The following is a 22,850-nucleotide window of genomic DNA, read 5'->3' as shown; positions in this document are numbered from 1 at the left end:
GATCGTTCGACAATGTCGAACACTAGGGTCGATAAATGCCCAGCGCCGCCGCCCGCGACCGGAACCGGAAGTGGTTGCCCCGCTCGCGCACCTCGCCGTCCGTCGCGATCGAGATGGGCGGGCCGTGCACCTCGACGTTCAACGAGGCCACCTCGAAGTGCTTGTACATGCGCGAGTGCTCCAGCGCCCCGAACAGGGCGCCCAGGAAGAACCTCGTCCGCGAGTACCTCCGGTCCGCCCGGACGAAGCGCACGTCGAGCAGCCCGTCGTCCAGCCGCGGGCGCATCGTGGGCGCGAAGCCCTTCGGCCGGTACGGCCCGTTGCCGACGAACAGCAGCCAGACGAGGTGCTTGTCGCCGTCGATGGTGATGTCGAGCGGCTTGGCCCGCTGCAGCACGCGGAACAGCGCCATGCCCGCCGCCGGCCACTTGCCCCAGCGCTTCTCGAGCTTCTCGCGGATCCGCACCATGTCCGGGTAGCCGCCCAGCGAGGCCGTGTTCACGAACCACTGGCCGTTGACCTGCGCCAGGTCCACCCGCACGCCCACGCCGTCGGCCACCGCCTGCGCCGTGTCGTGCAGGCCGGTGATGCCCACGTCGCGCGCGAAGTGGTTGAGCGTGCCGGAGGGGATGAGCACCATCGGCAGGTCGCGTTCGGCGGCGATGGAGGCCACGGCGGCCACCGTGCCGTCGCCGCCGGCCACGCCCAGCGCCTTCGCGTCCGGGAGCGAGTCGAGCTCCTCGATCGTGACGACCTGCGCCTTCGGCCACTCCTCGACGATCTGCGGCGTCGGGTCGGGGCCGATCCCCGAGTGAGGGTTGACCACCACGACCAGGCCGTCGCCGTCCTGCAGCGACGTCAGGTCGGCGTGCTCGTAGGCCGACGCCGGCTCGTTCATCCCGAGCGGCCACCAGCGGCGCGTCAGGAACGCCGCGCCGACGCCGACCGCCGCGCCGGCCACGACGTCGGTCGGCCAATGCACGCCGGTGTGGACACGTGAATAGGCCACGGCGGCCGCGATCGGAGCGACCACGGCGCCTGCTTGGGGCGATTCCAGGGCCACCGCCGTGGCGAAAGCGGCCGCCGACGCGGAGTGCCCGGAAGGAAAGGACGACGACGTCGGCCGTTTGGACAGGCGGCGTTCGAGCGAGATCAGGTCGGCGGCGGGTCTGCGGCGCGGGAAAAGCGACTTCCCGACCAGGTTCGCGCTGGCGGAAGCACCGGCGATGGCCGCGAGACCGCGGAACGCGCCACGCCGGAACGGCCCTTTGCCCGTGGCCAGGATCGCCGCGATGACGAACCACAGCAGGCTGTGGTTCGCGGCTTTGGAAAGCCTCTTCATACCCCTGTCGAGCCTGCTCGGAGGCAGTCCGGCGGAGGAGCTCATGAGCTTCTTGTCGAGAGCGCTGACCCGTTTCCACACCCTGTTGACACTAAACCGCAACCGGCGCGCCGCCCGAACGGATCACCCTGCTCCGCCTGAGAGTCGCCTACTGTTGACGTATGCAGCGGCGGATCTTCGGCATTGAGACAGAGTTCGGGGTGACCTGCACCTTCCACGGGCAGCGTCGTCTGTCCCCGGACGAGGTCGCGCGGTACTTGTTCCGCCGGGTCGTGTCCTGGGGGCGTTCTTCCAACGTCTTCCTGCGCAACGGCTCCCGGCTCTACCTCGACGTCGGCTCGCACCCCGAGTACGCCACGGCCGAGTGCGACGACCTGGCCCAGCTCGTCACGCACGACAAGGCGGGGGAGCGGATCCTCGAGGACCTGCTCGTCGACGCCGAGCGCAGGCTCGCCGACGAGGGCATCGGCGGCGACATCTTCCTGTTCAAGAACAACACCGACTCGGCGGGCAACTCCTACGGCTGCCACGAGAACTACCTGGTCGCACGGGCCGGCGAGTTCTCGCGCATCGCGGACGTGCTGCTGCCGTTCCTGGTCACCCGCCAGCTCATCTGCGGCGCCGGCAAGGTGCTGCAGACCCCGCGCGGCGCCGTGTACTGCCTCTCGCAGCGGGCCGAGCACATCTGGGAGGGCGTGTCGTCCGCGACGACCAGGTCCCGCCCGATCATCAACACCCGCGACGAGCCGCACGCCGACGCCGAGCGCTACCGGCGGCTGCACGTCATCGTCGGCGACTCGAACATGTCCGAGGTGACGACGCTGCTCAAGGTGGGCAGCGCGAACCTCGTGCTGGAGATGATCGAGCAGGGCGTCCAGTTCCGCGACTTCTCGCTCGACAACCCGATCCGCGCGATCCGCGAGATCTCCCACGACCTGACGGGCCGCCGCACGGTGCGCCTGGCGGGCGGCAAGGAGGCCTCCGCGCTCGACATCCAGCGCGAGTACTACGAGAAGGCCGTCGAGCACTGCGCCAAGCGCTCCCCGGACCCGATGGCCGAGCGCGTCCTCGAACTGTGGGGCCGGACCCTGGACGCCGTCGAGTCGCAGGACCTCACCAAGATCGACCGCGAGATCGACTGGGCCATCAAGAACCGCCTGATGGAGCGGTACATGGCCAAGCACGGCATGGACCTGTCGAACCCGCGCATCGCCCAGCTCGACCTCGCCTACCACGACATCCGCCGCGGCCGGGGCATCTTCGACCTGCTGCAGCGCAAGGGCCAGGTCGAGCGGGTGACCGACGACGGCGAGATCGAGGCCGCCAAGGACACCCCGCCGCAGACGACGCGGGCCAAGCTGCGCGGTGACTTCATCGCCGCCGCGCAGGCCGCCGGCCGTGACTTCACTGTCGACTGGGTGCACCTCAAGCTGAACGACCAGGCGCAGCGGACGGTGCTGTGCAAGGACCCGTTCCGGGCGGTGGACGAGCGGGTGGAACGGCTGATCTCGTCGCTTTAGGACGGTTTCGGACAGGCAGAGGCGAGGGGCGCGCTCCGGTGTGGAGCGCGCCCCTCGCATTGTTCGGATGTAGTGGGCTGAGGGATGCGCGGTAGGGACTCCGGCACCGCTGATTCGGATCGACCGGTAATCGTGGTTTGAGGACCATGTGAGACGGCCGGTTCACGGAAATCCCCGCCGTCACCAATTGAGTCGCGTCGGCGGATCGATCGGATGTCTCTCCGGGAGAACTGATGCGCGCGGCTCGTCGGCGGTTTCGTGCGCTTTCCGCGCCGCGCCGGGACACGAGCCGTTGGCCGGCTGGGCGGACGGCCGTCGCCGCCGGGGAGTGGCCTTCGGCCGCGGAGTGGACCACTTCCGCCACAGGTGCGGCCGCGTCGGTGCACGAGCGGGGACAGACCGTGATCACTCTGTCCATATGCGGCAAAACGGGCACGTTGAAGCCCGAACGGGCATCGCGGCCGCTGTGGCGGATCGCGCAGGTCGCCGGCCGGGAACCGCAGGCGCGACAAGATCGACGATGGACCTCGTCGACCCCGATTCGCGCCGCAGCGCCCGCCGGCGGGGGACAAGGCGTCGTGTGCGGCCTTCGGACGCCTGGCGGGCATACCCCCGTGGCATCACTTACCGCGTACTCGGCCACCTGCGCGAGGCCGACCTGGAATTCACGACCCCGGCACGCGAAAGATCCGATCGATCGCATTGCGGTGGACGGATAGGAGCAGTGCGTCTCACCCGGTGACCCGTCCCGGACAGTGATCGGGCCTCGCCGCGGCGGCGACGGCGGTTGACATCCCGGGTGGCACCGCGCGATTCTCCGGGCCGATCGGGTGGGAGGTTCTCGGGTGAAGCCGGAAAGCAGTGCCCCGCTGGAAAACCACGTCTCATCCGGCTCGCCGCAGCACGTGTGAAGAAATCGTTTCCTGCTGTTGCCGCCGGTTACCCAGGACGGGAAAAGAAGCGTGGGCACACCTCTGAGCGAGAATTCCGCGCAGTGGGACCGTTCCCCCGGACCGCCCCTCCCGCTGCGCGGGCGTGAGGACGAGACCCGGAAGCTGGAGCGGCTCGTCCTCGGAGTGCAGACCGGGCAGGCGCGCCTGCTGGTCGTGTCGTCCCCCGCGGGCACGGGGGTCACCAGGCTGGTCGCCGAGGGCGCCTCCCTGGCCACCCTGCGCGGCTTCTCGGTGCTCGACCTGTCACCGGGCGCCTTCCCCGCCCGGGAACCGGGGACCGGCCACCCGCACGTCGCCGGCGTGAGCGCGCTCGCCGCACAGCTCGAGCCGCGCGTGGTCCAGCGGCTCCGGCAGGGCCCGGTGCTGGTCACGCTCGACGACGCCCACCGCACGCCGACGTCGGTGCTCGCCGCCGTGAGCACGGTGATGGCCGAGCTCAGGGAACTGCCCGTGGGCTGGCTGATCACCCTGCACGGCGACCAGTTCGCGAACGCCGTCCTCCAGGACATGGCGACCGTCGTGCCGTGTGACTGGATCGAGCCGCTCGCGCCGTTGTCCGACGATGCGGCGCTGCTGATGGCGGCCGACCTCCTGGGCGCGGCACCGGACCCGGACGTCGCCTCGTTCGTCGGCAGCGCCGGCGCGACGCCGTCCGCGGTGACCGGCGTGGTGATGGAGCTGCTGGCGGAGAACCACGTCCAGGTCGTCGCCGACGTGGCCCGGCTGACCGCGGGCCCGTTGCGGTGCGGCACCGCCGCCGCCGTCTCGCCTCAGCCCGCCGAGCAGCTGCCCGCGTCGTTCCGGCGGAGGATCGCCGGACGGCTGGCCGTCCTCTCGCCCGAGGCGCAGGACGTGCTCCAGGTCGCGGCGGTGCTGGGCAACGGCTTCGCCCCGGACGACCTCGCCGAGATGCTGGGCAAGTCCGCGGCCGTGCTGCTGCGGCCCCTCAGGGAGGCGCTGGCGGCCGGGTTCCTGGCCGCGGACGGTGCCGAGTTCGTCTTCCACCGCGAACCGGTGTGGCGGGCGGTGCTCGGGTCCGTGCCGGCGCCGATGCGGTCGGCGCTGCACCGGCAGGTGGTCGCGATGCTGCTCGGCCGCGAACGCCAGGACGTCGTGCGGATCGCCGTGCACCTGGTGCACTGCGCGCGCACCGGGGACGCGCGGGCCGTCGCGACCGTCGACGAGGCCGCGCGGATCCTGCTGCCGTCCTCGCCCGAGGCCGCCGCGGCACTCGCGACCAGCGGCCTGCGGATCACCGAGCCGGGGGAGCCCGGCCGGAGGGCGCTCGGCGTCACCGCGGCCGCCGCCCTGGTCAGGACGGGCAGGCTCAGCGAGGCGGTGGAGCTCGCACGGGAGTTCCCGCAGCCCGGCGATCCCGGCCACGTGTTGCGCACGTGGCAGGCCAACGCGCAAATACCGTGCGGTGACGCCCACGAGCTGTCGCCGGAGCTGGTGCTGCTCACCACCCTGTCGCTGCACGACCTCGACGCGGCGGCCTGCATGGCCGACCAGGTGCTGGAGCGGTGGGAGCACCACAGCTCCGACGTGCTGGAGGGCGCGCTCACCGTGCGGGCGATGGCGAGCTGGCGCGAGGGTCGGCTGGACTCGGCCGTCGACGCGGCAAGGGCGGCGGTCCTCGTGCGCGGCGAGCCGGCCGGGATCGGGCAGGGCGATCCGCTGTGGACGAAGGCGTGGATCCTCACCCGGCTCGGCAGGCTGGACGAGGCGCTCGACGCGGTGGACCAGGCGTGCGTCACGGCGCAGGCGCACGGCACCGGCGTGACGAGCTCGGTCCCGTTCACGCTGCGGGCCGCGATCTTGCTGGCCCGGGGGACGTGACCGCCGCCGAGGCCGCCGCGGTCGCCGGTCTCGCCGCCTCCGACCAGGCCGGGATGCCGGTGTTCCAGCCCCGGCTCGGCGCGGTCCTCGTGCTCTGCGCGCTCCGGCGGGGTGACCTGGTCGCCGCCACGGACGGCCTGCGGAGGCTGGAGGAGTCCGTCCCCGCCGGGCACGCCCACCCGTGCGCGGTGGAGCTGCGGCTGATCGCGGGGCAGGTGGTGCTGGCCGGCGACGGCCCGGCGGCCGCGATCGCCGAGATCCGCGCCACGGCGGAGGACCCCGCCCTGCGCACCCGGCTGCTGCTGGAAGCGCCCACCGCGACCGCGTGGTGCGTGCGCACCGCCATCGCCGCCGGCGACCCGGCCCTCGCCGAGCTGCTCGCGAGCGCCGCCGAGGACCTCGCCGCCGCCAACCCGGGCCACGGGTCCGTGGCCGCGGCAGCAGTGCACGGCCGTGCGCTGCTGAAGCAGGACGTCGCCGCGCTCACGGAACTCGAAGCGGGTTGCTCCGACCCGTGGACGAAGGCCTCTCTCGCGGAGGACATCGGCTCCATGCACCTCGAAACCGACCGGCGGCAGGCCGTCGTCGCCCTCCACCGCGCGCTGTCCGGGTACGACGGGGTCGAGGCCGAACTGGACTCCGCCCGCGTGCGCCGCACCCTGGGGCGGCTCGGCGTCCGGCGGCGCCGTCCCGCACCGGGGAGGCGGGACGACCACGAGCGCGAACCCCGGCCCCGCACCGGGTGGGGCAGCCTCACCGGCGCCGAGCAGGAGGTCGCGCGGCTCGTCGCGGACGGGCTGACCAACCGCCAGGTGGCCAGGGAGCTGTTCGTCTCCCCGCACACCGTCGGGTTCCACCTGCGGCAGATCTACCGCAAGCTCGCCATCGGCTCGCGGGTGGACCTCGCGAGGATCGCGCCGTGACCGCCGATCGGAGGGTGGGAGGCAGGCCGCCGCCTGGACGAGAGTGACCCCATGAGGATCATCGCGGCGACGCTCGCCGCCTTCCTGGCTCTTCCCGGGGTCGCGTCCGCGGACCCCTACTGGGAGCTGAAACCGACCGGAACGGACGCGCGCCTGCGCGGGCTGTCCGCCGTGTCCGGTCAGGTCGCGTGGGTCAGCGGCTCGAAGGGCACCGTCCTGCGCACGACGAACGGGGGCCGGACCTGGGACTCGGTCGGCCCTCCCGGCGCCGAGGCGCTCGAGTTCCGCGACGTCGAGGCCTTCGACGCGCGCACCGCCGTGGCGCTGTCGATCGGCGAAGGCGAGTCGTCGCGGGTCTACCGCACGTCCGACGGCGGCAGGACGTGGCAGGAGTCGTTCCGCAACACCGACCCGAAGGCGTTCTACGACTGCATGGCGTTCTTCGACCGGTTCCGCGGACTGGCGCTCAGTGACCCCGTCGACGGCAAGTTCCGAGTGCTGCGCACGTGGGACGGCGGCCGGTCGTGGCACGTCGACGACACGAAGGGCATGCCGGACGCGCTGCCGGGCGAGTTCGCGTTCGCGGCGTCCGGGCAGTGCGTGACGACCAGCGGCAACCACGCGTGGATCGCGACCGGCGGCGGCGCGAGGGCACGGGTGCTCGAGTCGCGGGACGGCGGCCGGTCGTGGAAGGCGTCGGACGTGCCGCTGCCCTCGGGTGCGGCGGCCGGGGTGTTCGCCGTGGCGTTCAAGACGCCGTGGCGCGGGGTGGCCATCGGCGGCGACTACCTCAAGCCCACCGACCCGACGCCGGCGTTCGCCACGAACGACGGCCGGGGCTGGACGGCGGGGGCCACCGCGCCGGTCGGGTACCGGTCCGGCATCGCCTACCGCGGCTCCGGCCTGGTCGCGGTCGGACCGTCCGGTACCGACACCAGCAGGGACGGCAGGACGTGGAAGGTCGCGGACACGGGCAGCTTCGACACCGTGGACTGCGTTGGCCGCACCTGCTGGGCCGCCGGCGAAAAGGGACGTGTCGGCCGCGCGTAGCCGGGGTAGTCGTAGCGGGTGTTCGAAGGATTCTCGTTGCGGCACATCGATGTCGGCGAGGCTGTGCTGCGAGTGAGGACCGGTGGGGCAGGGCCACCGGTCCTCCTCCTCCACGGCCATCCCCGGACGCACACGACGTGGCACCGCGTCGCGCCGTTGCTCGCCACGGACCACACGGTCGTGTGTCCGGACCTGCGCGGCTACGGCGAGTCCAGCAAACCCGGCGACTACTCGAAGCGCGCGATGGCCCGCGACTTCGTGGCCCTCATGGACGAGCTCGGCCACGAGACGTTCGCCGTCGCCGGGCACGACAGGGGCGCGGCCGCGGCGATCCGGCTCGCCCTCGACCACCCGCGCCGGGTCACGCACCTCGCCGTGCTCGACGGGCTGCCGATCGGCGCCCACCTCGCGCGGGCGGACGACCGGTTCGCGCAGGCCTGGTACCACTGGTTCTTCCTGGCGCGGCAGGAGCTCGCCGCCTCGATGATCAACGAGAACCCCGACCTGTTCTACGGGGGGCGCTACGGCGACACGCCGCTCGCGATGGGCGTCGAGAACTGGGCCGACTTCCAGCGGGCCGTCCACGACCCCGAGACCGTCCTCGCCATGTGCGGCGACTACCGCGCCGGGCTGGAGGTCGACCGCCACCACGACGACGAGGACTTCGCGGCCGGCCGGAGGATCACCTGCCCGGTGCTGGCCCTCTGGTCGGCCAAGGACGACCTCGGCGACCTCTACGGCGACCTGGCGGCGATCTGGGCCGAATGGGCGGACGACGTGCAGGTCCGAGCCCTCGACTGCGGGCACCACATGGCCGAGGAAGCACCCGTCGAACTGGTCCGCGAACTCCGCACCCTGATCTGAACGGACCGTTCACCACAGGTGGTGATGAGGTTTCGGCGCGCGCACGCGTTAGGGTTTGTCCGTGGCCATCGCACGTGCCGAACGCCTTGTCAACCTGGTGCTGTGCCTGCTGTCGACCCGTCAGTACCTGACAGCGGAGCGCATCCGCGCCATCGTCCCCGGCTATCACGAAGCGCCGACGGACGAGGCGTTCTTCCGCATGTTCGAGCGGGACAAGTCCGAGCTGCGCGATCTCGGCGTGCCGCTCGAGACCGGACGCCAGACCAACGCCGAGGGCGCGGAGGACGGGTACCGCATCGCGCGCCGCGACTACGAGCTCGGAGACATCGACCTCGAACCCGATGAAGCCGCCGCGGTCGCCCTGGCCGCCCGGCTGTGGGACTCGCCGCAGCTCACGGGTGCCGTGCACGGTGCGTTGATCAAGCTCCGCGCCGCCGGCGTCGACGTCGACCAGGACACCCCCGCGGCCGTCGAGCCCAAGGTGCGCGCGAGCGAGCCGGCGTTCCCGCCGCTGCTGCAGGCCGTGCAGGCGGGACAGGCCGTGGCGTTCGACTACCGCAAGCCGCCACCGGGCGGGCAGAAGGAGCGCACGGTCGAGCCGTGGGGCGTGGTCGCGTGGCGCGGCAAGTGGTACCTGGTCGGCTGGGACCGCGAACGCAACGACACGCGCTGCTTCCGCCTCTCCCGGGTCGTGGGGACCGTGCGGACCGTCGGCAAACCCGGCGCGTTCACCGTGCCCGAGGGCACCGACCTGATGAGCCTCATCGCGCGCACGGAGGCCGATCCGCACCACACGGCGCCGGCCAGGATCTGGGTGGCCAAGAACCGGGCGCAGGGGGTGCGGCGGCACGCGAAGGTCGTCGAGGAACGCGACGGCGGCGACGTGGTGGAGATCGACCTGAAGTTCCCCGACTCGGCGGCCAAGTGGCTCGCCGGGTTCGGACCCGACGTCGTCGTGCTGGAGCCCGAGGTCTTGGCCAAGTCGGTCCGCGACCGCCTGCAGGGCGCACTGGAAGGAGCGCGGTGACCGCGTCGAACGAACGGCTGCCGCGCCTGCTCGCACTCGTTCCGTACCTGCTCAACCGGCCCGCCATCACGGTCAAGGAGGCGGCGGCCGACTTCGGCATCACGCCCAAGCAGCTGCGCAAGGACCTGGAGCTGCTGTGGATGTGCGGCCTGCCCGGCTACGGGCCCGGTGACCTGATCGACCTGTCGTTCGAGGGCGAGACGATCACCGTGTCGTTCGACGCTGGCCTCGACCGGCCGCTGCGGCTGACCGCGGCCGAGGCGGCGTCGCTGCTGGTGGCGCTGCGGGCGCTGGCGGACACGCCCGGCGTGGTCGACACGGACGCGGTGCAGCGGGCGCTCGCGAAGATCGAGGCCGCGGTCGGCAAGGCCCAGCCCGCCGGCATGGTCGTCGGGCTCGGGGCGTTCGAGCGCGGGGAGACCGCGGAGATCCGTGCCGCAGTCCAGGACGCCGTGAAGCGTGAACGGGCCGTGCGCATCCGTTACTACTCGCAGTCGCACGACGCGATGAGCGACCGTGTGGTCGACCCGATGCGTCTGCTGCTCGTCGAGGGGCGCGGCTACCTCGAAGGATGGTGCCGCTCGGCGCTCGGCGTGCGGTTGTTCCGGCTCGACCGCATCGACGCCGTGGAGGTGCTCGACGAGCCCTCCGCGCCCCCGCCGCACGCCCAGCTGACCGATACATCGGAGGGGTTGTTCCAGCCGCGGGACGATCAGAAGATCGCTGTCCTCCTCCTCGAACCGGACGCGCACTGGGTCGCCGAGTACTACCCCGTGGACCACGCGGCGGAGCTCTCGGACGGCCGCACGCGTGTCCTCATGCGCTACGACGACCCGTCCTGGATGGTGCGCCTGCTCCTCGGGCTGGGCGGTGACGTGCACGTCGAACAGCCGTCGGAGCTCGCCGCCGAGGTGCGCCGCCAGGCGCAGGAGGCGTTGCGCCGGGCAGATCACCTGCTGTCCACCTAAGCCGTATAACGTGTGTTCGTGCCGTCTACACCGACCCTGGCGCCGATCGCGCTCGGCCTCGTCGTCCTCGTGGCGATCGGGGTTCGAGTCCTCCGATCCTTGCGTCGACTCGCCCGCGCCCGCACTCTGGTGGGGGACGGGGTCGGAAACGGCGTCGGCCTGCTGAAGGCGCGGTCCGCAGCGCTGAAGGTGGCCCTCGCCGAACGGCGGCCCAAGGAACAGGCCCGCACCAGGGCGAACCCCGCGTACGATCGTCGTGGCGGGGGAGACAGGAGGATCACCAATGGGTAACCTCGGACCCACCGAGCTGATCATCATCGCTGTGGTGATCATTCTGCTGTTCGGTGCGAAGAAGCTTCCTGACATGGCCCGGTCGCTCGGCAAGTCGGCGAAGATCTTCAAGGCCGAGACCAAGGGCCTGCGCGACTCCGACCCGGACGACGCGCCCGCCCAGCAGCAGCCCGTGCAGCAGCCGGTCCAGCAGCTCCCCCCGGCCCAGCCGCAGGTGCAGCAGCAGCCGCAGGTCGCTCCCCCGATCGAGCAGACCGCGCAGAACAAGGCCACCAACAACTGACCTCCCGGGTCCCGTGACTTGTAAGGACGGTCAGCGAGGTGGCGAGTCCGTTCCGGTGGTTCGCTGAACGCCGGGAACGCGGCAGGCGCCGTCGGGGCAACGCCGACGGCACGATGTCGCTCAAAGAGCACCTTTACGAGCTGAGGTACCGGCTCGGCCTGGCGATGCTCGTCATCGCCGTCGGTGCGATCTTCGGCTTCATCTGGTTCCAGGTGCGGCTCGGCCCGATCCCGTCGCTGGGCGACATCCTGACGGGGCCGTACTGCCAGCCCGACCTGGAGAAGTACCGCGCGAAGATCACCAACAACGGTGGGTGCGCGCTGCTGCAGACCGAGCCGTTCGAGATCTTCCTCGTGCAGCTGCAGGTCGGCACCGCGGCGGGAGCCGTGCTGCTCAGCCCGTTGTGGCTGTACCAGATCTGGGCCTTCATCACGCCCGGTCTGTACCAGAAGGAACGCAAGTTCGCCCGCGTGTTCGTCAGCGCCGGCGCGCTGCTGTTCATCGCCGGCGCGGTGCTCGCGTACCTGGTGGTGCCCGAGGGCCTGAAGGTGCTGCTGGGCTTCGGTGGCGACAACTGGGTCACGGCGCTCACCGGCAGCAAGTACATCAACTTCGTCATCACGATGTTGTTCATCTTCGGCGTCAGCTTCCTGATCCCGCTGGTCGTGGTGATGCTCAACCGCGCGGGCGTGCTGTCCTACGAGCGGCTGGCGAGGTGGCGGCGCGGCCTCATGATGGGCCTGTTCGTGTTCGCCGCGGTCGCGACGCCGGGCACCGACCCGATCTCGATGGTCGTGCTCGCCCTCGCGCTGGTGCTGCTGTTCGAGATGGCGATCCAGATCGCCCGCGTCCACGACAGGCGCAAGGCCAAGCTGCGCGCGGCCGAGGGCTGGGACGCCCTCGACGACGACGAGGCGGCGCCGTTCCACTACGTGCCCTCCGACGCCGAGGGCAACGACCCCGGTGAGAAGGCCGTCACTTCGGAGCAGCCGAAGCGCGTGAACTACGACGACGCCACGTGACGCGGGCGGCTCTGCTGGTCTGCCCGGCGTCGGGCAAGGGGCGGGCGGCCCGGATGGCCGGGTCGACCGCCGCCGCGCTGCGCCCGCACGTCTCGTCGTTGACGCAGCTCGTGGCGCACGACGCCGTGGGTACGCTGGCGATGGCCCGCGAGGCCGTCGCCGACGGTGTCGACCTGCTCGTCGTGCTCGGCGGTGACGGAGCAGCCCACCTGGGCGTCCAGGCGTGCGCGGGCACGCCGACCGCTCTGGGCATCGTCCCGGCGGGCACCGGCAACGACCTGGCGAACGCCATCGGGTCGCGGACCGTCGAGGACGTCGTCCACGGCACCCGCAAGACCCTCGACCTGGGGCGGCTGTCGACGGGGCAGTGGTTCGCGACGGTGCTGTGCGCCGGGTTCGACTCCGCGGTGAACGAGCGGGCGAACGCGATGCGCTGGCCCGCCGGCCCTCGCCGCTACGACCTCGCGATCCTCGCCGAGCTGGCGTCGCTGAGGTCGGCGCCGCTGGTGGTGACGACCGAGTCGGAGACGTTCTCGCTGGACGCGACGCTCGTGGCGGTCGGCAACACGCCGAACTACGGCGGTGGCATCCCCGTGTGCCCCGGCGCCGACGCGAACGACGGGCTGTTCGACGTGACGGTCGTGGAACGCGCGAGCCGCGCGATGCTGATGCGGATGCTGCCGACGTTGCGCACGGGCAAGCACACCGAGCACCCGGCCGTGCGGACGTTCCGCGCGCGCGAGGTCTCGCTGGCCGGGGGCAACGGCTGGGTCGCCTACGCCGACGGTGAGCGCCAGGAGGCGCTGCCCGTGGCGATTCGGACGGTTCCCGGCGCCCTCACCGTCGTGGGTCGCTAAGTTATAGGGCTGATCGTCCGCATCTGTTCTTTCGGTAGGGATTCATGGAGACGCTGGAGTTTCAGTCCGAGGCGCGTCAGCTGCTGCAGCTGATGATCCACTCGATCTACTCGAACAAGGACACGTTCCTGCGCGAGCTGGTGTCGAACGCCTCCGACGCGCTGGACAAGCTGCGGCTGGAGTCGTTCCGCGACAAGGACATGAAGGTCGACGTCGACGACCTGCACATCGTGATCGAGACCGACCCCGCCGAGCGCACCCTCACCGTGCGCGACAACGGCATCGGCATGACGCGCGAGGACGTCGTGCGCCTGATCGGCACGATCGCCAAGTCCGGCACCGCGGAGTTCCTGAAGCAGCTCAAGGAACAGCAGTCCTCGACGTCCGACCTGATCGGCCAGTTCGGCATCGGCTTCTACTCGTCGTTCATGGTGGCCGACAAGGTCACCCTCGTGACGAAGTACCCGCACGCCGAGAAGGGCGTCCGCTGGGAGTCGACCGGCGAGGCCACGTACACGATCGAGGACGTCGACGACGCCCCGCAGGGCACCTCGGTGACGCTGCACCTCAAGCCGTCCGACGACGAGGACCGCCTGCCCGACTACACCGAGCCGTCGAAGATCCGCGAGATCGTCAAGCGCTACTCGGACTTCATCACCTGGCCGGTCCGCCTGGGCGGCGACGAGATCAACTCGCGCAAGGCCCTCTGGGCCCGTCCGGCCTCCGAGGTGACGGAGGAGGAGTACGCGGAGTTCTACCGCCACATCAGCCACGACTGGAACGCGCCGCTCGAGACCATCCGCATGCAGGCGGAGGGCACCTTCGAGTACCAGGCCCTGCTGTTCCTGCCCTCGCAGGCCCCGATGGACCTCTTCATGCGCGACGCCAAGCGGGGCGTCCAGCTCTACGTGAAGCGCGTCTTCATCATGGAGGACTGCGCCGAGCTGATGCCGGAGTACCTCCGCTTCGTCAAGGGCGTCGTCGACGCGGCGGACCTCTCGCTGAACGTCTCGCGCGAGATCCTGCAGCAGGACCGCCAGATCCAGCTGATGCGCCGCCGCCTGGTGAAGAAGGTCCTCTCGTCGATCAAGTCGCTCATGGGCTCCCGCCCCGACGACTACCGGAAGTTCTGGGGCGAGGTCGGCGCGGCCCTGAAGGAGGGCCTGCTCTCCGACCACGACAACCGCGACGCGATCCTCGAGATCTGCTCCTTCGCCTCCACGAACTCCGAGGACACGCCCACCACGCTGGCCGAGTACGTGGGGCGCATGAAGGACGGCCAGGAGCACATCTACTACATGACCGGCGACTCGCGCGTCGCCGTCGAGAAGTCCCCGCACATGGAAGCCCTGCGCGCCAAGGGCTTCGAGGTCCTCATCCTCACCGACCCGATCGACGAGATGTGGGTCGACTCCGTCCCGTCCTTCGACGGCAAGACCCTCCAGTCCGTCGCCAAGGGCCAGGTGGACCTCGAGACCGACGAGGAGAAGTCCGCGAACGAGGCCAAGGCCACCGAGTTCGCCGACCTCCTCACGTGGCTGAAGGAGCAGCTCGCGGACGACGTGAAGGAGGTCCGCCTCTCGTCCCGCCTGACCACCTCGCCCGCCTGCGTGGTCGGCGACGCCCACGACATCACTCCGACCCTGGAGAAGATGTACAAGGCGATGGGCCAGGAGCTGCCGAAGATCAAGCGGATCCTCGAGCTGAACCCGTCCCACCCGCTGGTCGAGGGCCTGCACGGAGCGTTCGCAGCCGGCGAACGCGACGGCCTCGCCGACACCGCCGAGCTCCTCTACGGCCTCGCCCTGCTGGCCGAGGGCGGCGAGCTGGCCGACCCGTCCCGCTTCGTGAAGCTCGTGGCCGACAGGGTGCAGCGCACCTTCTAGCGGCCGGGACCTTCCCGTCGCAGGCGTGGCGGGTGGCGATGCGAACGCAGCCACCCGCCACGTCCGGCGCCTACGGGGTGGCGTCAGGCGGGCGGAGTACCGCCTGCTCGGCTGGGCCGTGCCGAGCGGAGCACCGCCTGCTGGGGTGTGGCGGTGCCGAGCGGAACGGCGTCGGACGGGTGGCGGCCGGGAGGCCCCGAGTGCTGCGGCGCCGGGCAGGCTCGCGCAGGGGTCCCCTCTGATTCCGGGTCCCCCGCGACCCAACGTACTCGCGGGGTCTGACAGTCCTCGCCGGTCCGGAACGACGCGAGCCACCGTCGACAACCACGATGGCGAAGCCGAGGCGAACCGCATTGCCAACAGGGCGAAGCCGAAGACATCCCAGTTGCCAGGGGTGTCAAGCGGCTGCGGCGGTGTGGTGTGCCCAGGCGGTGTGTTCGTTGTAGGTGGTGCGGGTTTTGAGGCAGCCGTGCAGGATGCCGACCAGGCGGTTGGCGAGCTGGCGCAAGGCGGCGTTGTGGCTGCCGCCTCGGGCGCGTTGCTGCTGGTAGTAGGCGCGGGCGCCGGGGCTGACCCGCATGGCGACGAAGGCCTGGGCGATCAGGGCGTCGAGCAGCCGGTCGTTATGGACGTGCCGGGCCGCGATGGTGCGTTTCTTGCCGGAGGCGATGGTGATCGGGCTGGTGCCGGCGTAGTTCTTGCGCGCCTTGGCGCTGGCGTAGCGAGTGGGGTCGTCTCCGAACTCGGCGAGCACCCGAGCGCCGAGAACGCGTCCCATCCCGGGTTGGGACAGGATGATCTCAGCGTCCGGGTGCCGGCCAAAATGGGCCTCGACCTCGCGCTGCAGGCCGGTGATCTGCTCGGCCAGCGTGGCCAGGATCGCGATCGTGGCGCGGGTCGCCGCCGCATAGGCGGCCGTCACCACCGGCGGCTGTCCGAGGTGTTCGGCGCGCAGCGCGGCCTGGATCTCGGCGGCCCTGGTGTCGACGTCCCGACGCCGGGCCCGCGCCAACGAGCCGCGGATCTGGTTGAACGACAACCTCTTCGCGGTGTCCGGATCGGCTGCCCGGCCCAGCAGCTCCAGCGTGTCCGGCGCGTCCAGATCGGTGAACGCCGCAAGCGCAGCGGGGAAGTACTCGCGCAACGAATGCCGCAACCGCAGCGTGTGACGGGTCCGATCCCAGATCAACGTCTTGTGCACCCGCGCCACGACCTTGATGCCCTCGGCCTCGGCCGAATCACCCGCGACCGGACGCAACTGGTGCGCGTCGGTGCGGACCATGTCCGCCAGCACATGCGCGTCCCCCGCATCGCTTTTCGCGCCCGACACCTGATACCGGTCCCGAAACCGCGCCACCGACAACGGATTCACCGCGAACACCGCATACCCAGCGGCGACCAGCGCGGCCACCCACGGACCCCGGTCGGTCTCGATCCCGACCCGCACCTGCACATCCCCCACATCGGCATCACCCGAGTGCTCGGCGATCAACGCGTGCAACCGCGCCATCCCCGCCACCCCCTCGGGCAACCGGGCCTTCGCCAGCCTGCGTCCGCCAGCGTCCATCACCTCGACATCGTGATGATCCTCAGCCCAGTCATCACCCACCAGCAGCAGCATCTCACCCTCCCGACTCACACCTCATCAGCAGCAACGGGAGAACCATCAGCGACCTAATGAACAGTGCTCACACCAGCCGGTGGGCACGACATCCCAGCAGCGATCCCGTTCTCCCGGCACCGGCGAGGGCACGATCTTCGGCAAGGACTCACAGTCCAGGCGAGCCGAGTGCTCACCCACCAGCGCTACCAGAACCGAGCCTGCCAGACGACCGGCTCAGCACTCATTAGGCGAGCCACCAGGCCACCGAGCGGGATGGCGGGCTGAGCCGTCTGAGCCACACGGCTCTGAACAGCGGTGATGGCGCAGCCCGATCGCAATCGTCGCGCAGCGGCAATGAAGCGAGCACGCGCAATGCGGGACCCGAGGCGACCACCGCCTCAAGGTGACTCCGCTGCGAAGGCGACTACTCGCCAGGGTGACATCACCGCTCAAGGTGACCATCCCGCCGGAACAGCAACCACCCGCCCCGACCCGACCCGCGCCAGCCCGCGAAACACCCCACAACTTCCTCGATATCTTCAGTGCAGCCTGAAGTTAATCAATCTCAACGGCAATTGTCGGTGCGATGTGAAAGCCTGAAGGGGTGTCACGTGCTTCGCGGTCCCCGGCCGAGGCCTACGCCGACTCCCGGCGTCGCGCTCAGCGGCCCAAGCTGACCGACTTCGGCTCCGTCATCTCGTTCGAGCTGGACCCGTTCCAGCGCCAGGCCTGCGAGGCCCTGGAGGACGGTCACGGAGTGCTCGTCTGCGCCCCCACCGGCGCCGGCAAGACGGTGGTGGGTGAGTTCGCCGTGCACCTCGCGCTGAGCGAGGGGCGCAAGTGCTTCTACACCACGCCCATCAAGGCGTTGAGCAACCAGAAGTTCGCCGACCTCACCGCCAGGTACGGGCCGGAGAACATCGGTCTGCTCACCGGCGACACGAGCGTGAACGGCGGTGCGCCGGTCGTGGTGATGACGACCGAGGTGCTGCGGAACATGCTCTACTCGGGTTCGTCCACTCTGGACGGTCTCGCGTACGTCGTGATGGACGAGGTGCACTACCTGGCGGACAGGTTCCGCGGCCCCGTGTGGGAAGAGGTGATCCTGCACCTGCCCGAGCACGTCCAGGTGGTCGGTCTGTCCGCGACGGTCAGCAACGCCGAGGAGTTCGGCGAGTGGCTGGTCGAGGTGCGCGGCGACACCACGGTCGTGGTCGACGAGCACCGGCCCGTGCCGCTGTGGCAGCACATGATGGTCGGCAACCAGATGCTGGACCTGTTCGAGGGCGACGAGACGCACGCGCGGATCAACGCCCAGGTCCTGCGCAAGACCGAGGAGCTGACCCGGTACCACGTGCCGTTCAGCCGCGGGCGCAACCGGGGTGGCGGCGGGGGCCGGCCGCCGCGCAACACCGGGTACAAGCCGCCGTCGCGCACCGACATGATCCAGCGGCTCGACGCCGCGAGCCTGCTGCCCGCGATCGTGTTCGTGTTCAGCCGCGCGGGCTGTGACGCGGCGGTCGCGCAGACGGCGCGGGCCGGGTTGCGGCTCAACACGCCGGAGGAGACCGAGCAGGTCCGCCGGATCATCGACGAGAAGACGCGCGACCTGCCCGAGGCCGACCTGATGGTCCTCGGGTTCTGGGAGTGGCGGGAGGCGCTCGAACGCGGCATCGCGTCGCACCACGCCGGGTTGCTGCCCGCGTTCAAGGAAACCGTCGAGGAGCTGTTCGTCCGCGGTCTCGTGAAGGTCGTGTTCGCGACCGAGACGCTCGCGCTGGGCATCAACATGCCGGCGCGCACGGTCGTGCTCGAAAAGCTCGTGAAGTACAACGGCGAGGCGCACGTCGACCTCACGCCCGGCGAGTACACGCAGCTCACGGGCCGTGCGGGGCGGCGTGGCATCGACGTCGAGGGGCACGCGGTCGTCGTCTGGCAGCCGGGGATCGACCCGAAGTCGGTCGGTGGTCTCGCTTCCACGCGCACGTACCCGCTGCGGTCGTCGTTCCGGCCCGGCTACAACATGGCCGTCAACCTCGTGCTCCAGCTCGGGGCGGCGTCCGCGCGCGAGATCCTGGAGCAGTCGTTCGCCCAGTTCCAGGCGGACCGGTCGGTCGTCGGCCTCGCGCGCCGCATCGAGCGCAACAAGGAGGCGCTCGAGGGCTACTCCGAGTCCATGACGTGCCACCTCGGCGACTTTGCGGAGTACGCGTCGCTGCGCCGGCGCATCGCGGACCGGGAGAAGCAGCTCGCGAAGCAGAACACGAACGCGCGCCGCATCGAGACGGCCAAGTCGCTCGAACGGCTGCGCAAGGGCGACGTGATCGCGGTGCCGTCCGGCCGCCGCAGCGGTCTCGCCGTCGTGATCGACCCCGGTCTCGAGCCGATGGGGGAGGCGAAACCCCTCGTCGTCACGGAGGACCGCTGGTCGGGGCGCCTCACGTCGGCGGACTTCCCGTCGCCGGTCGAGGTGCTCGGCCACGTCCGGCTGCCCCGGCAGGTCGACGTCCGCTCGCCCAAGTCGCGCCGCGACCTGGCGTCGACGATCCGCAACACCGGCATCACCGTGCCCTCGCGCGGCCGCAAGCGGACCACGGCGGACGACGACCCCGAGCTCGCGACGCTGCGCCGCGCCCTGCGCTCGCACCCGTGCCACGGCTGCGACCAGCGCGAGGACCACGCGCGCTGGGGCGAGCGGTTCCACCGGCTGAAGGCCGAGACCGAGCAGCTGGAGCGCAAGGTCGCGGCGACGACGCACTCGCTCGCGCGCCAGTTCGACCGCATCCGCGCGTTGCTGCGCGAGCGCGGCTACCTGAGCGAGTCGGAGGAGGTCACGGCCGACGGCAAGCGCCTGACCAGGCTCTACAGCGAGTCCGACCTGCTGGCGGCCGAGTGCATCCGCCACGGGGTGTGGAAGGGCCTCAAGCCGGAGGAGCTCGCCGCCGTCGTGTCGTCGCTGGTCTACGAGGCGCGCCGGGACGGTCCCGTCGAGGCGCGCCTGCCGCAGGGCCCGGTGGCCGACGCGATGCTCAAGACGGTGCGGCTGTGGGCGGAGATCGAGGACGACGAGCGCCGCCTCAGGTTGGAGCGCATCACGCGGCAGCCGGACGCGGGCTTCGCGTGGCCGGTGTTCCGCTGGGCGCGCGGCGAGTCGCTCGAGAAGGTGCTCAGCGCCGCCGAGGCGGGTGGCAACGAGCTCGGCGCGGGCGACTTCGTCCGCTGGTGCCGGCAGGTGATCGACCTCCTGGACCAGATCCGCGACGTGGTCGGCCGGCAGGACCCGGTGGGCGCGGCGGCGGCGAAGGCCGTCGACGCGCTGCGCCGCGGAGTCGTGGCGATGATGTGACGCGGCCTGACGAAGGTTTTGCGAGTCGGAGTAAAGACTGACGTCAACGGTGTGATTGGATTTCGCCGCAACGTCGTACACACGGAGGTCGACAGATGAGCAGCCCGTACGGACCGTCCGGAGGGAACGATCCGCAGCAGCCCTGGGGCCAGCCGCAGCAGCCGCAGCAGCCCTACGGTGGCGGTTTCCCTCCCGGCACCCCGTCTGGCGGCTTCCCGGCTCAGAACCCCTACGGCCAGCCGCAGCAGCCCCAGCCGGGCCAGCAGCAGCCGTACCCGGGTTTCGACCCGTCGCAGCAGCAGACGCAGCAGTACGGCGTGCCCGGCCAGCAGCCGCAGTCGAACCCGTACGGCACCCCGCAGCAGGACCCGTACGGCCAGCAGCCGCAGCAGTACGGCATGCCGGGCCAGCAGCCCAACCCGTACGGCCAGCAGCCGGGCTACGGCCCGCCGATGCCGCCGAAGAAGAAGTCCAGCGCGGCCATCTGGGTCGCCGCGGTGGTCGTCGTCCTGCTCGTCGGCGCCGTGCTGTTCACCGGCTTCGTGTCGCCGGCCTTCTTCAAGAAGAAGATCTTCGACAACACCGCCGTCCAGAACGGCATCGTCCAGATCCTGAAGGACGAGTACAAGATCTCCGACGTGGGAGCCGCGACGTGCGGCGGTGAGAACGAGGTCAAGCCCAACACCTCGTTCGAGTGCAAGGTCCAGGTCGGCGGCAAGGACAAGAAGGTCAAGATCGTCGTCAAGACCGAGGACGGCGAGTACGAGGTCGGCCAGCCCACCGGCTGATCGCGGCCGTGCCGGAAGGCGCCCCTTCGCGCAAGCGGAGGGGCGCCTTCCGCGTCCGGGGAAACTGAGGTGCGTTCGCCGTCGCGCTGGGCGACGATCGCGGGCGTGACGGAGATCCGCGTTCTCAGCGACGAATCGCAGTACCGCGCCCACAACACGCTCTTCCGCCGTGCGATGCACTGGGCCCCACCCACCGACGAGCAGTGGAAGGTCACGCTGCCCTCCTACGAGCCCGGCAGGGTGCACGCGGCGTTCGAGGGCGACGAGATGATCGGGACGACGCAGTCCTACGGCGGCTCGATGGTGGTGCCCGGTGGCGCCGTCGTACCGCACTCGGCCGTCTCACGTGTGGGTGTCCGTGCCGACTACACGCGCCGTGGCGTGCTGAGCGCTCTGATGCGCGAACAACTCTCCACGCTCCCGGACCCCGTGGCGACGCTGCGCGCGTCCGAGGGCCGCATCTACGGCCGCTTCGGCTACGGCCTGGCGGGCCGGGTGCGGTTCCTGCGCGTGGACACCCGCCGGGCCGTGATCCCGGGCGGGCCGACCGGCCGGGTGCGCATGGTGGACCCCGACACCGCCGACAAGCTCCTGCCGGAGCTGCACACCGCGTTCGGCCTCGGCAGGCCGGGCCAGATCTCGCGCTGGCCGGGGTGGTGGGCCAAGGCGCTCGACCGCGGGTCCGACGGCGACAACACCGTGACCGTGGTCCACAGTGGACCGGACGGCGACGACGGCTACGTGTCCTACAAGGCCTCCTCCGACAAGGACTTCAAGCACGCGCTGCAGGTCGTGGACTTCGCGTGGGCCGGCACCGACGCGTGGCGCGACCTGTGGATCTACCTGACGCGCCTCGACCTGGTCGACACCGTCGAGGTCGACGCGGCGCTCGACGACCCGCTCACCTGGCTCTTCGAGGACCCGCGCGTCGTGCACACCAAGGACGTCTTCGACCAGGTCTGGCTGCGCCTGGTGGACGTCCCGCGCATGCTTGCCGCCCGCACCTACGGCGCCGCCGAGCCCGTCGTCCTCGAGGTCCACGACAAGCTCCTGCCCGCCAACACCGGCTGCTACCGCGTCTCGGCCGACGGCGCCGAACGCGTCGAGGCACGGCCGGACATCACGATCCCGGTCGACCTGCTCGGCGCGGTCTACTTCGGCGACACGAGGTTCTCGGACCTGGCCGCGGTCAGGCGGATCGAGGGCGCGCGGTTCGGTGACGCGGACGCGTTGTTCGCGAGCCCCGTCGCACCGCTGTGTTCGACGTTCTTCTAGAGCCGCACGGGCGGCGCGGGTCCGGAGCGGTGGCCGTCCCGGACCCGTCCGTCAGGCGCGCCGCTCCATCGCGTTCACCAGCCGCGGCACCGAGCTGCCCAGGCCCCAGCGCTGCGTCAGCTCACGCAGCCGCTCCGGGTCGGCGGGCACGCGCGGCACCTCGTCGGAGCGGTCCAGCACGACGGGGGCGTCCAGCGCGGTGCGGACGACCACCGGTGCCGCGGCCAGGTACTCCTCGGCCGCGATGAGCGAGTTGCGGGCCTTGGTGGTGAGCTTGCGGTCCATCGGGTCGGTGACGGCCGCGAGCACGGCGTCGAGGGAGCCGAACTCCGTGATGAGCTTGGCGGCCGTCTTCTCGCCGATGCCCGCGACGCCCGGCAGGCCGTCGGAGGGGTCGCCGCGCAGCACGGCCATGTCGGCGTACGCGGAACCCGCGTTCTCGACGGGCAGCGAGTACTTGGCGGCCAGTTCCTCGGGGCCGAGGACCTCGACCTTGTTCCAGCCGCGGCCGACGTAGAGGACGTGCACGGGAGTCGGTTCCGCGCGCACGACCTGGAACATGTCGCGGTCGCCCGTGACCACCTCGACGGGGGACTTCTTCTCGCGGTGGGCCAGCGCGCCGATCACGTCGTCGGCCTCGTAGCCCGCCGCCTCGCCGGTGCAGATGCCGGCGGCGTCGAGGACGTCGAGGATGATCGGGATCTGCGGCGTCAGCGTGTCCGGGACCTCCTCCGACCCGTCGGTCGCGCCCTCGGCGACGCGGTGCGCCTTGTAGGACGGCAGCGCCTTCACCCGGAACTCGGGGCGCCAGTCGGCGTCGAGGCAGGCGACCAGGCGGGCCGCGCCGCGGTCGGTGATGACGCGCGCGATCGTGTCGACGAACCCGCGCACGGCGTTCACCGGCGTGCCGTCGGGCGCGGTCATCGAGTCCGGCAGCGCGTAGTACGACCGGAAGTAGAGGCTCGCGGAGTCGAGCAGCACCAGGGGAGAGCTCACGGGTGGACAAGCTACTA

The 22,850-nt window shown here is 70.9% G+C and carries 18 protein-coding genes; 15 read left to right on the top strand and 3 right to left on the bottom strand.

Annotation, left to right across the window (positions count from 1 at the left end):
* Positions 1-22: 22 nt before the first annotated feature.
* Positions 23-1,387 (bottom strand): bifunctional phosphatase PAP2/diacylglycerol kinase family protein, encoded by a 1,365-nt coding sequence (locus tag V1227_RS14140; RefSeq protein WP_442916531.1) that lies wholly within the window; start codon positions 1,385-1,387, stop codon positions 23-25.
* 116 nt (positions 1,388-1,503) lie between these two features.
* Here V1227_RS14140 and pafA point away from each other — a divergent pair, with 116 nt between their 5' ends.
* The 12 genes from pafA (at position 1,504) to htpG (ending at position 14,825) form a co-directional block, all read left to right on the top strand.
* The gene (pafA, locus tag V1227_RS14135) at positions 1,504-2,862 is read left to right on the top strand and encodes a Pup--protein ligase (protein WP_236220062.1); all 1,359 of its coding nucleotides are present in this window, start codon (positions 1,504-1,506) and stop codon (positions 2,860-2,862) included.
* Positions 2,863-3,824: 962 nt separating this feature from the next.
* Positions 3,825-5,654, top strand: coding sequence for a hypothetical protein (locus V1227_RS14130; RefSeq protein ID WP_329793011.1), 1,830 nt, complete (start codon positions 3,825-3,827; stop codon positions 5,652-5,654).
* Positions 5,651-6,577: a helix-turn-helix transcriptional regulator gene (locus V1227_RS14125; protein WP_329793010.1), complete on the top strand. Its 927-nt coding sequence runs from the start codon at positions 5,651-5,653 to the stop codon at positions 6,575-6,577. The genes V1227_RS14130 and V1227_RS14125 overlap by 4 nt, the downstream gene beginning before the upstream one ends.
* A 51-nt stretch (positions 6,578-6,628) precedes the next feature.
* Positions 6,629-7,627, top strand: a complete 999-nt coding sequence (locus V1227_RS14120) for an oxidoreductase (RefSeq protein ID WP_329793009.1) — start codon at positions 6,629-6,631, stop codon at positions 7,625-7,627.
* A gap of 36 nt (positions 7,628-7,663) precedes the next feature.
* Positions 7,664-8,491: an alpha/beta fold hydrolase gene (locus V1227_RS14115; RefSeq protein WP_329793008.1), complete on the top strand. Its 828-nt coding sequence runs from the start codon at positions 7,664-7,666 to the stop codon at positions 8,489-8,491.
* A 61-nt stretch (positions 8,492-8,552) separates the two neighbouring features.
* A complete protein-coding gene (locus V1227_RS14110; RefSeq protein WP_329793007.1) occupies positions 8,553-9,518 on the top strand; it encodes a helix-turn-helix transcriptional regulator in 966 nt (321 codons plus the stop codon).
* Entirely contained in the window at positions 9,515-10,486 is a 972-nt protein-coding gene (locus V1227_RS14105) for a helix-turn-helix transcriptional regulator (protein ID WP_236220067.1), read from the top strand. Before V1227_RS14110 ends, V1227_RS14105 begins: the two co-directional genes overlap by 4 nt.
* 18 nt (positions 10,487-10,504) lie before the next feature.
* Positions 10,505-10,777 (top strand): bacteriophage holin, encoded by a 273-nt coding sequence (locus V1227_RS14100; protein ID WP_329793006.1) that lies wholly within the window; start codon positions 10,505-10,507, stop codon positions 10,775-10,777.
* A complete protein-coding gene (gene tatA, locus V1227_RS14095; RefSeq protein ID WP_236220069.1) occupies positions 10,770-11,060 on the top strand; it encodes a Sec-independent protein translocase subunit TatA in 291 nt (96 codons plus the stop codon). Before V1227_RS14100 ends, tatA begins: the two co-directional genes overlap by 8 nt.
* A gap of 113 nt (positions 11,061-11,173) precedes the next feature.
* Positions 11,174-12,082 (top strand): twin-arginine translocase subunit TatC, encoded by a 909-nt coding sequence (tatC, locus tag V1227_RS14090; protein WP_329794023.1) that lies wholly within the window; start codon positions 11,174-11,176, stop codon positions 12,080-12,082.
* Entirely contained in the window at positions 12,079-12,939 is an 861-nt protein-coding gene (locus V1227_RS14085) for a diacylglycerol/lipid kinase family protein (RefSeq protein ID WP_329793005.1), read from the top strand. Before tatC ends, V1227_RS14085 begins: the two co-directional genes overlap by 4 nt.
* A 44-nt stretch (positions 12,940-12,983) precedes the next feature.
* Positions 12,984-14,825, top strand: a complete 1,842-nt coding sequence (htpG, locus tag V1227_RS14080; RefSeq protein ID WP_236220070.1) for a molecular chaperone HtpG — start codon at positions 12,984-12,986, stop codon at positions 14,823-14,825.
* Positions 14,826-15,222: 397 nt separating this feature from the next.
* Here the strand turns inward: htpG and V1227_RS14075 are convergent, their stop codons facing one another.
* Positions 15,223-16,443, bottom strand: a complete 1,221-nt coding sequence (locus V1227_RS14075; protein ID WP_329794022.1) for an IS110 family transposase — start codon at positions 16,441-16,443, stop codon at positions 15,223-15,225.
* 589 nt (positions 16,444-17,032) lie between these two features.
* On the opposite strand from V1227_RS14075, the gene V1227_RS14070 reads away from it, so the two are divergent.
* The 3 genes from V1227_RS14070 to V1227_RS14060 all read left to right on the top strand — a co-directional run bounded on the left by V1227_RS14070 (position 17,033) and on the right by V1227_RS14060 (position 21,837).
* Positions 17,033-19,774 (top strand): DEAD/DEAH box helicase, encoded by a 2,742-nt coding sequence (locus V1227_RS14070; protein WP_329793004.1) that lies wholly within the window; start codon positions 17,033-17,035, stop codon positions 19,772-19,774.
* A gap of 95 nt (positions 19,775-19,869) precedes the next feature.
* On the top strand, positions 19,870-20,562 hold the full coding sequence (locus V1227_RS14065) for a DUF4333 domain-containing protein (RefSeq protein WP_090098111.1): 693 nt from the start codon (positions 19,870-19,872) through the stop codon (positions 20,560-20,562).
* 69 nt (positions 20,563-20,631) lie between these two features.
* Positions 20,632-21,837, top strand: a complete 1,206-nt coding sequence (locus tag V1227_RS14060; protein WP_329793003.1) for a GNAT family N-acetyltransferase — start codon at positions 20,632-20,634, stop codon at positions 21,835-21,837.
* Positions 21,838-21,888: 51 nt separating this feature from the next.
* Here V1227_RS14060 and V1227_RS14055 read toward each other — a convergent pair whose 3' ends face one another.
* Entirely contained in the window at positions 21,889-22,833 is a 945-nt protein-coding gene (locus V1227_RS14055; protein WP_329793002.1) for a 5'-3' exonuclease, read from the bottom strand.
* Positions 22,834-22,850 lie beyond the last annotated feature (17 nt).

It is taken from the genome of Lentzea sp. DG1S-22, from assembly GCF_036321065.1.
GTDB classification, from domain to species: Bacteria; Actinomycetota; Actinomycetes; order Mycobacteriales; family Pseudonocardiaceae; genus Lentzea; species Lentzea jiangxiensis.
This window is presented reverse-complemented; position numbering and strand designations above follow the sequence as displayed.

Coding starts and splice junctions, on each gene's coding strand:
- pafA (WP_236220062.1), top strand. CDS start 1,504: ATGCAGCGGCGGATCTTCGGCATTGAGACAGAGTTCGGGGTGACCTGC.
- V1227_RS14120 (WP_329793009.1), top strand. CDS start 6,629: ATGAGGATCATCGCGGCGACGCTCGCCGCCTTCCTGGCTCTTCCCGGG.
- V1227_RS14140 (WP_442916531.1), bottom strand. CDS start 1,387: ATGAGCTCCTCCGCCGGACTGCCTCCGAGCAGGCTCGACAGGGGTATG.
- tatC (WP_329794023.1), top strand. CDS start 11,174: ATGTCGCTCAAAGAGCACCTTTACGAGCTGAGGTACCGGCTCGGCCTG.
- tatA (WP_236220069.1), top strand. CDS start 10,770: ATGGGTAACCTCGGACCCACCGAGCTGATCATCATCGCTGTGGTGATC.
- V1227_RS14065 (WP_090098111.1), top strand. CDS start 19,870: ATGAGCAGCCCGTACGGACCGTCCGGAGGGAACGATCCGCAGCAGCCC.
- htpG (WP_236220070.1), top strand. CDS start 12,984: ATGGAGACGCTGGAGTTTCAGTCCGAGGCGCGTCAGCTGCTGCAGCTG.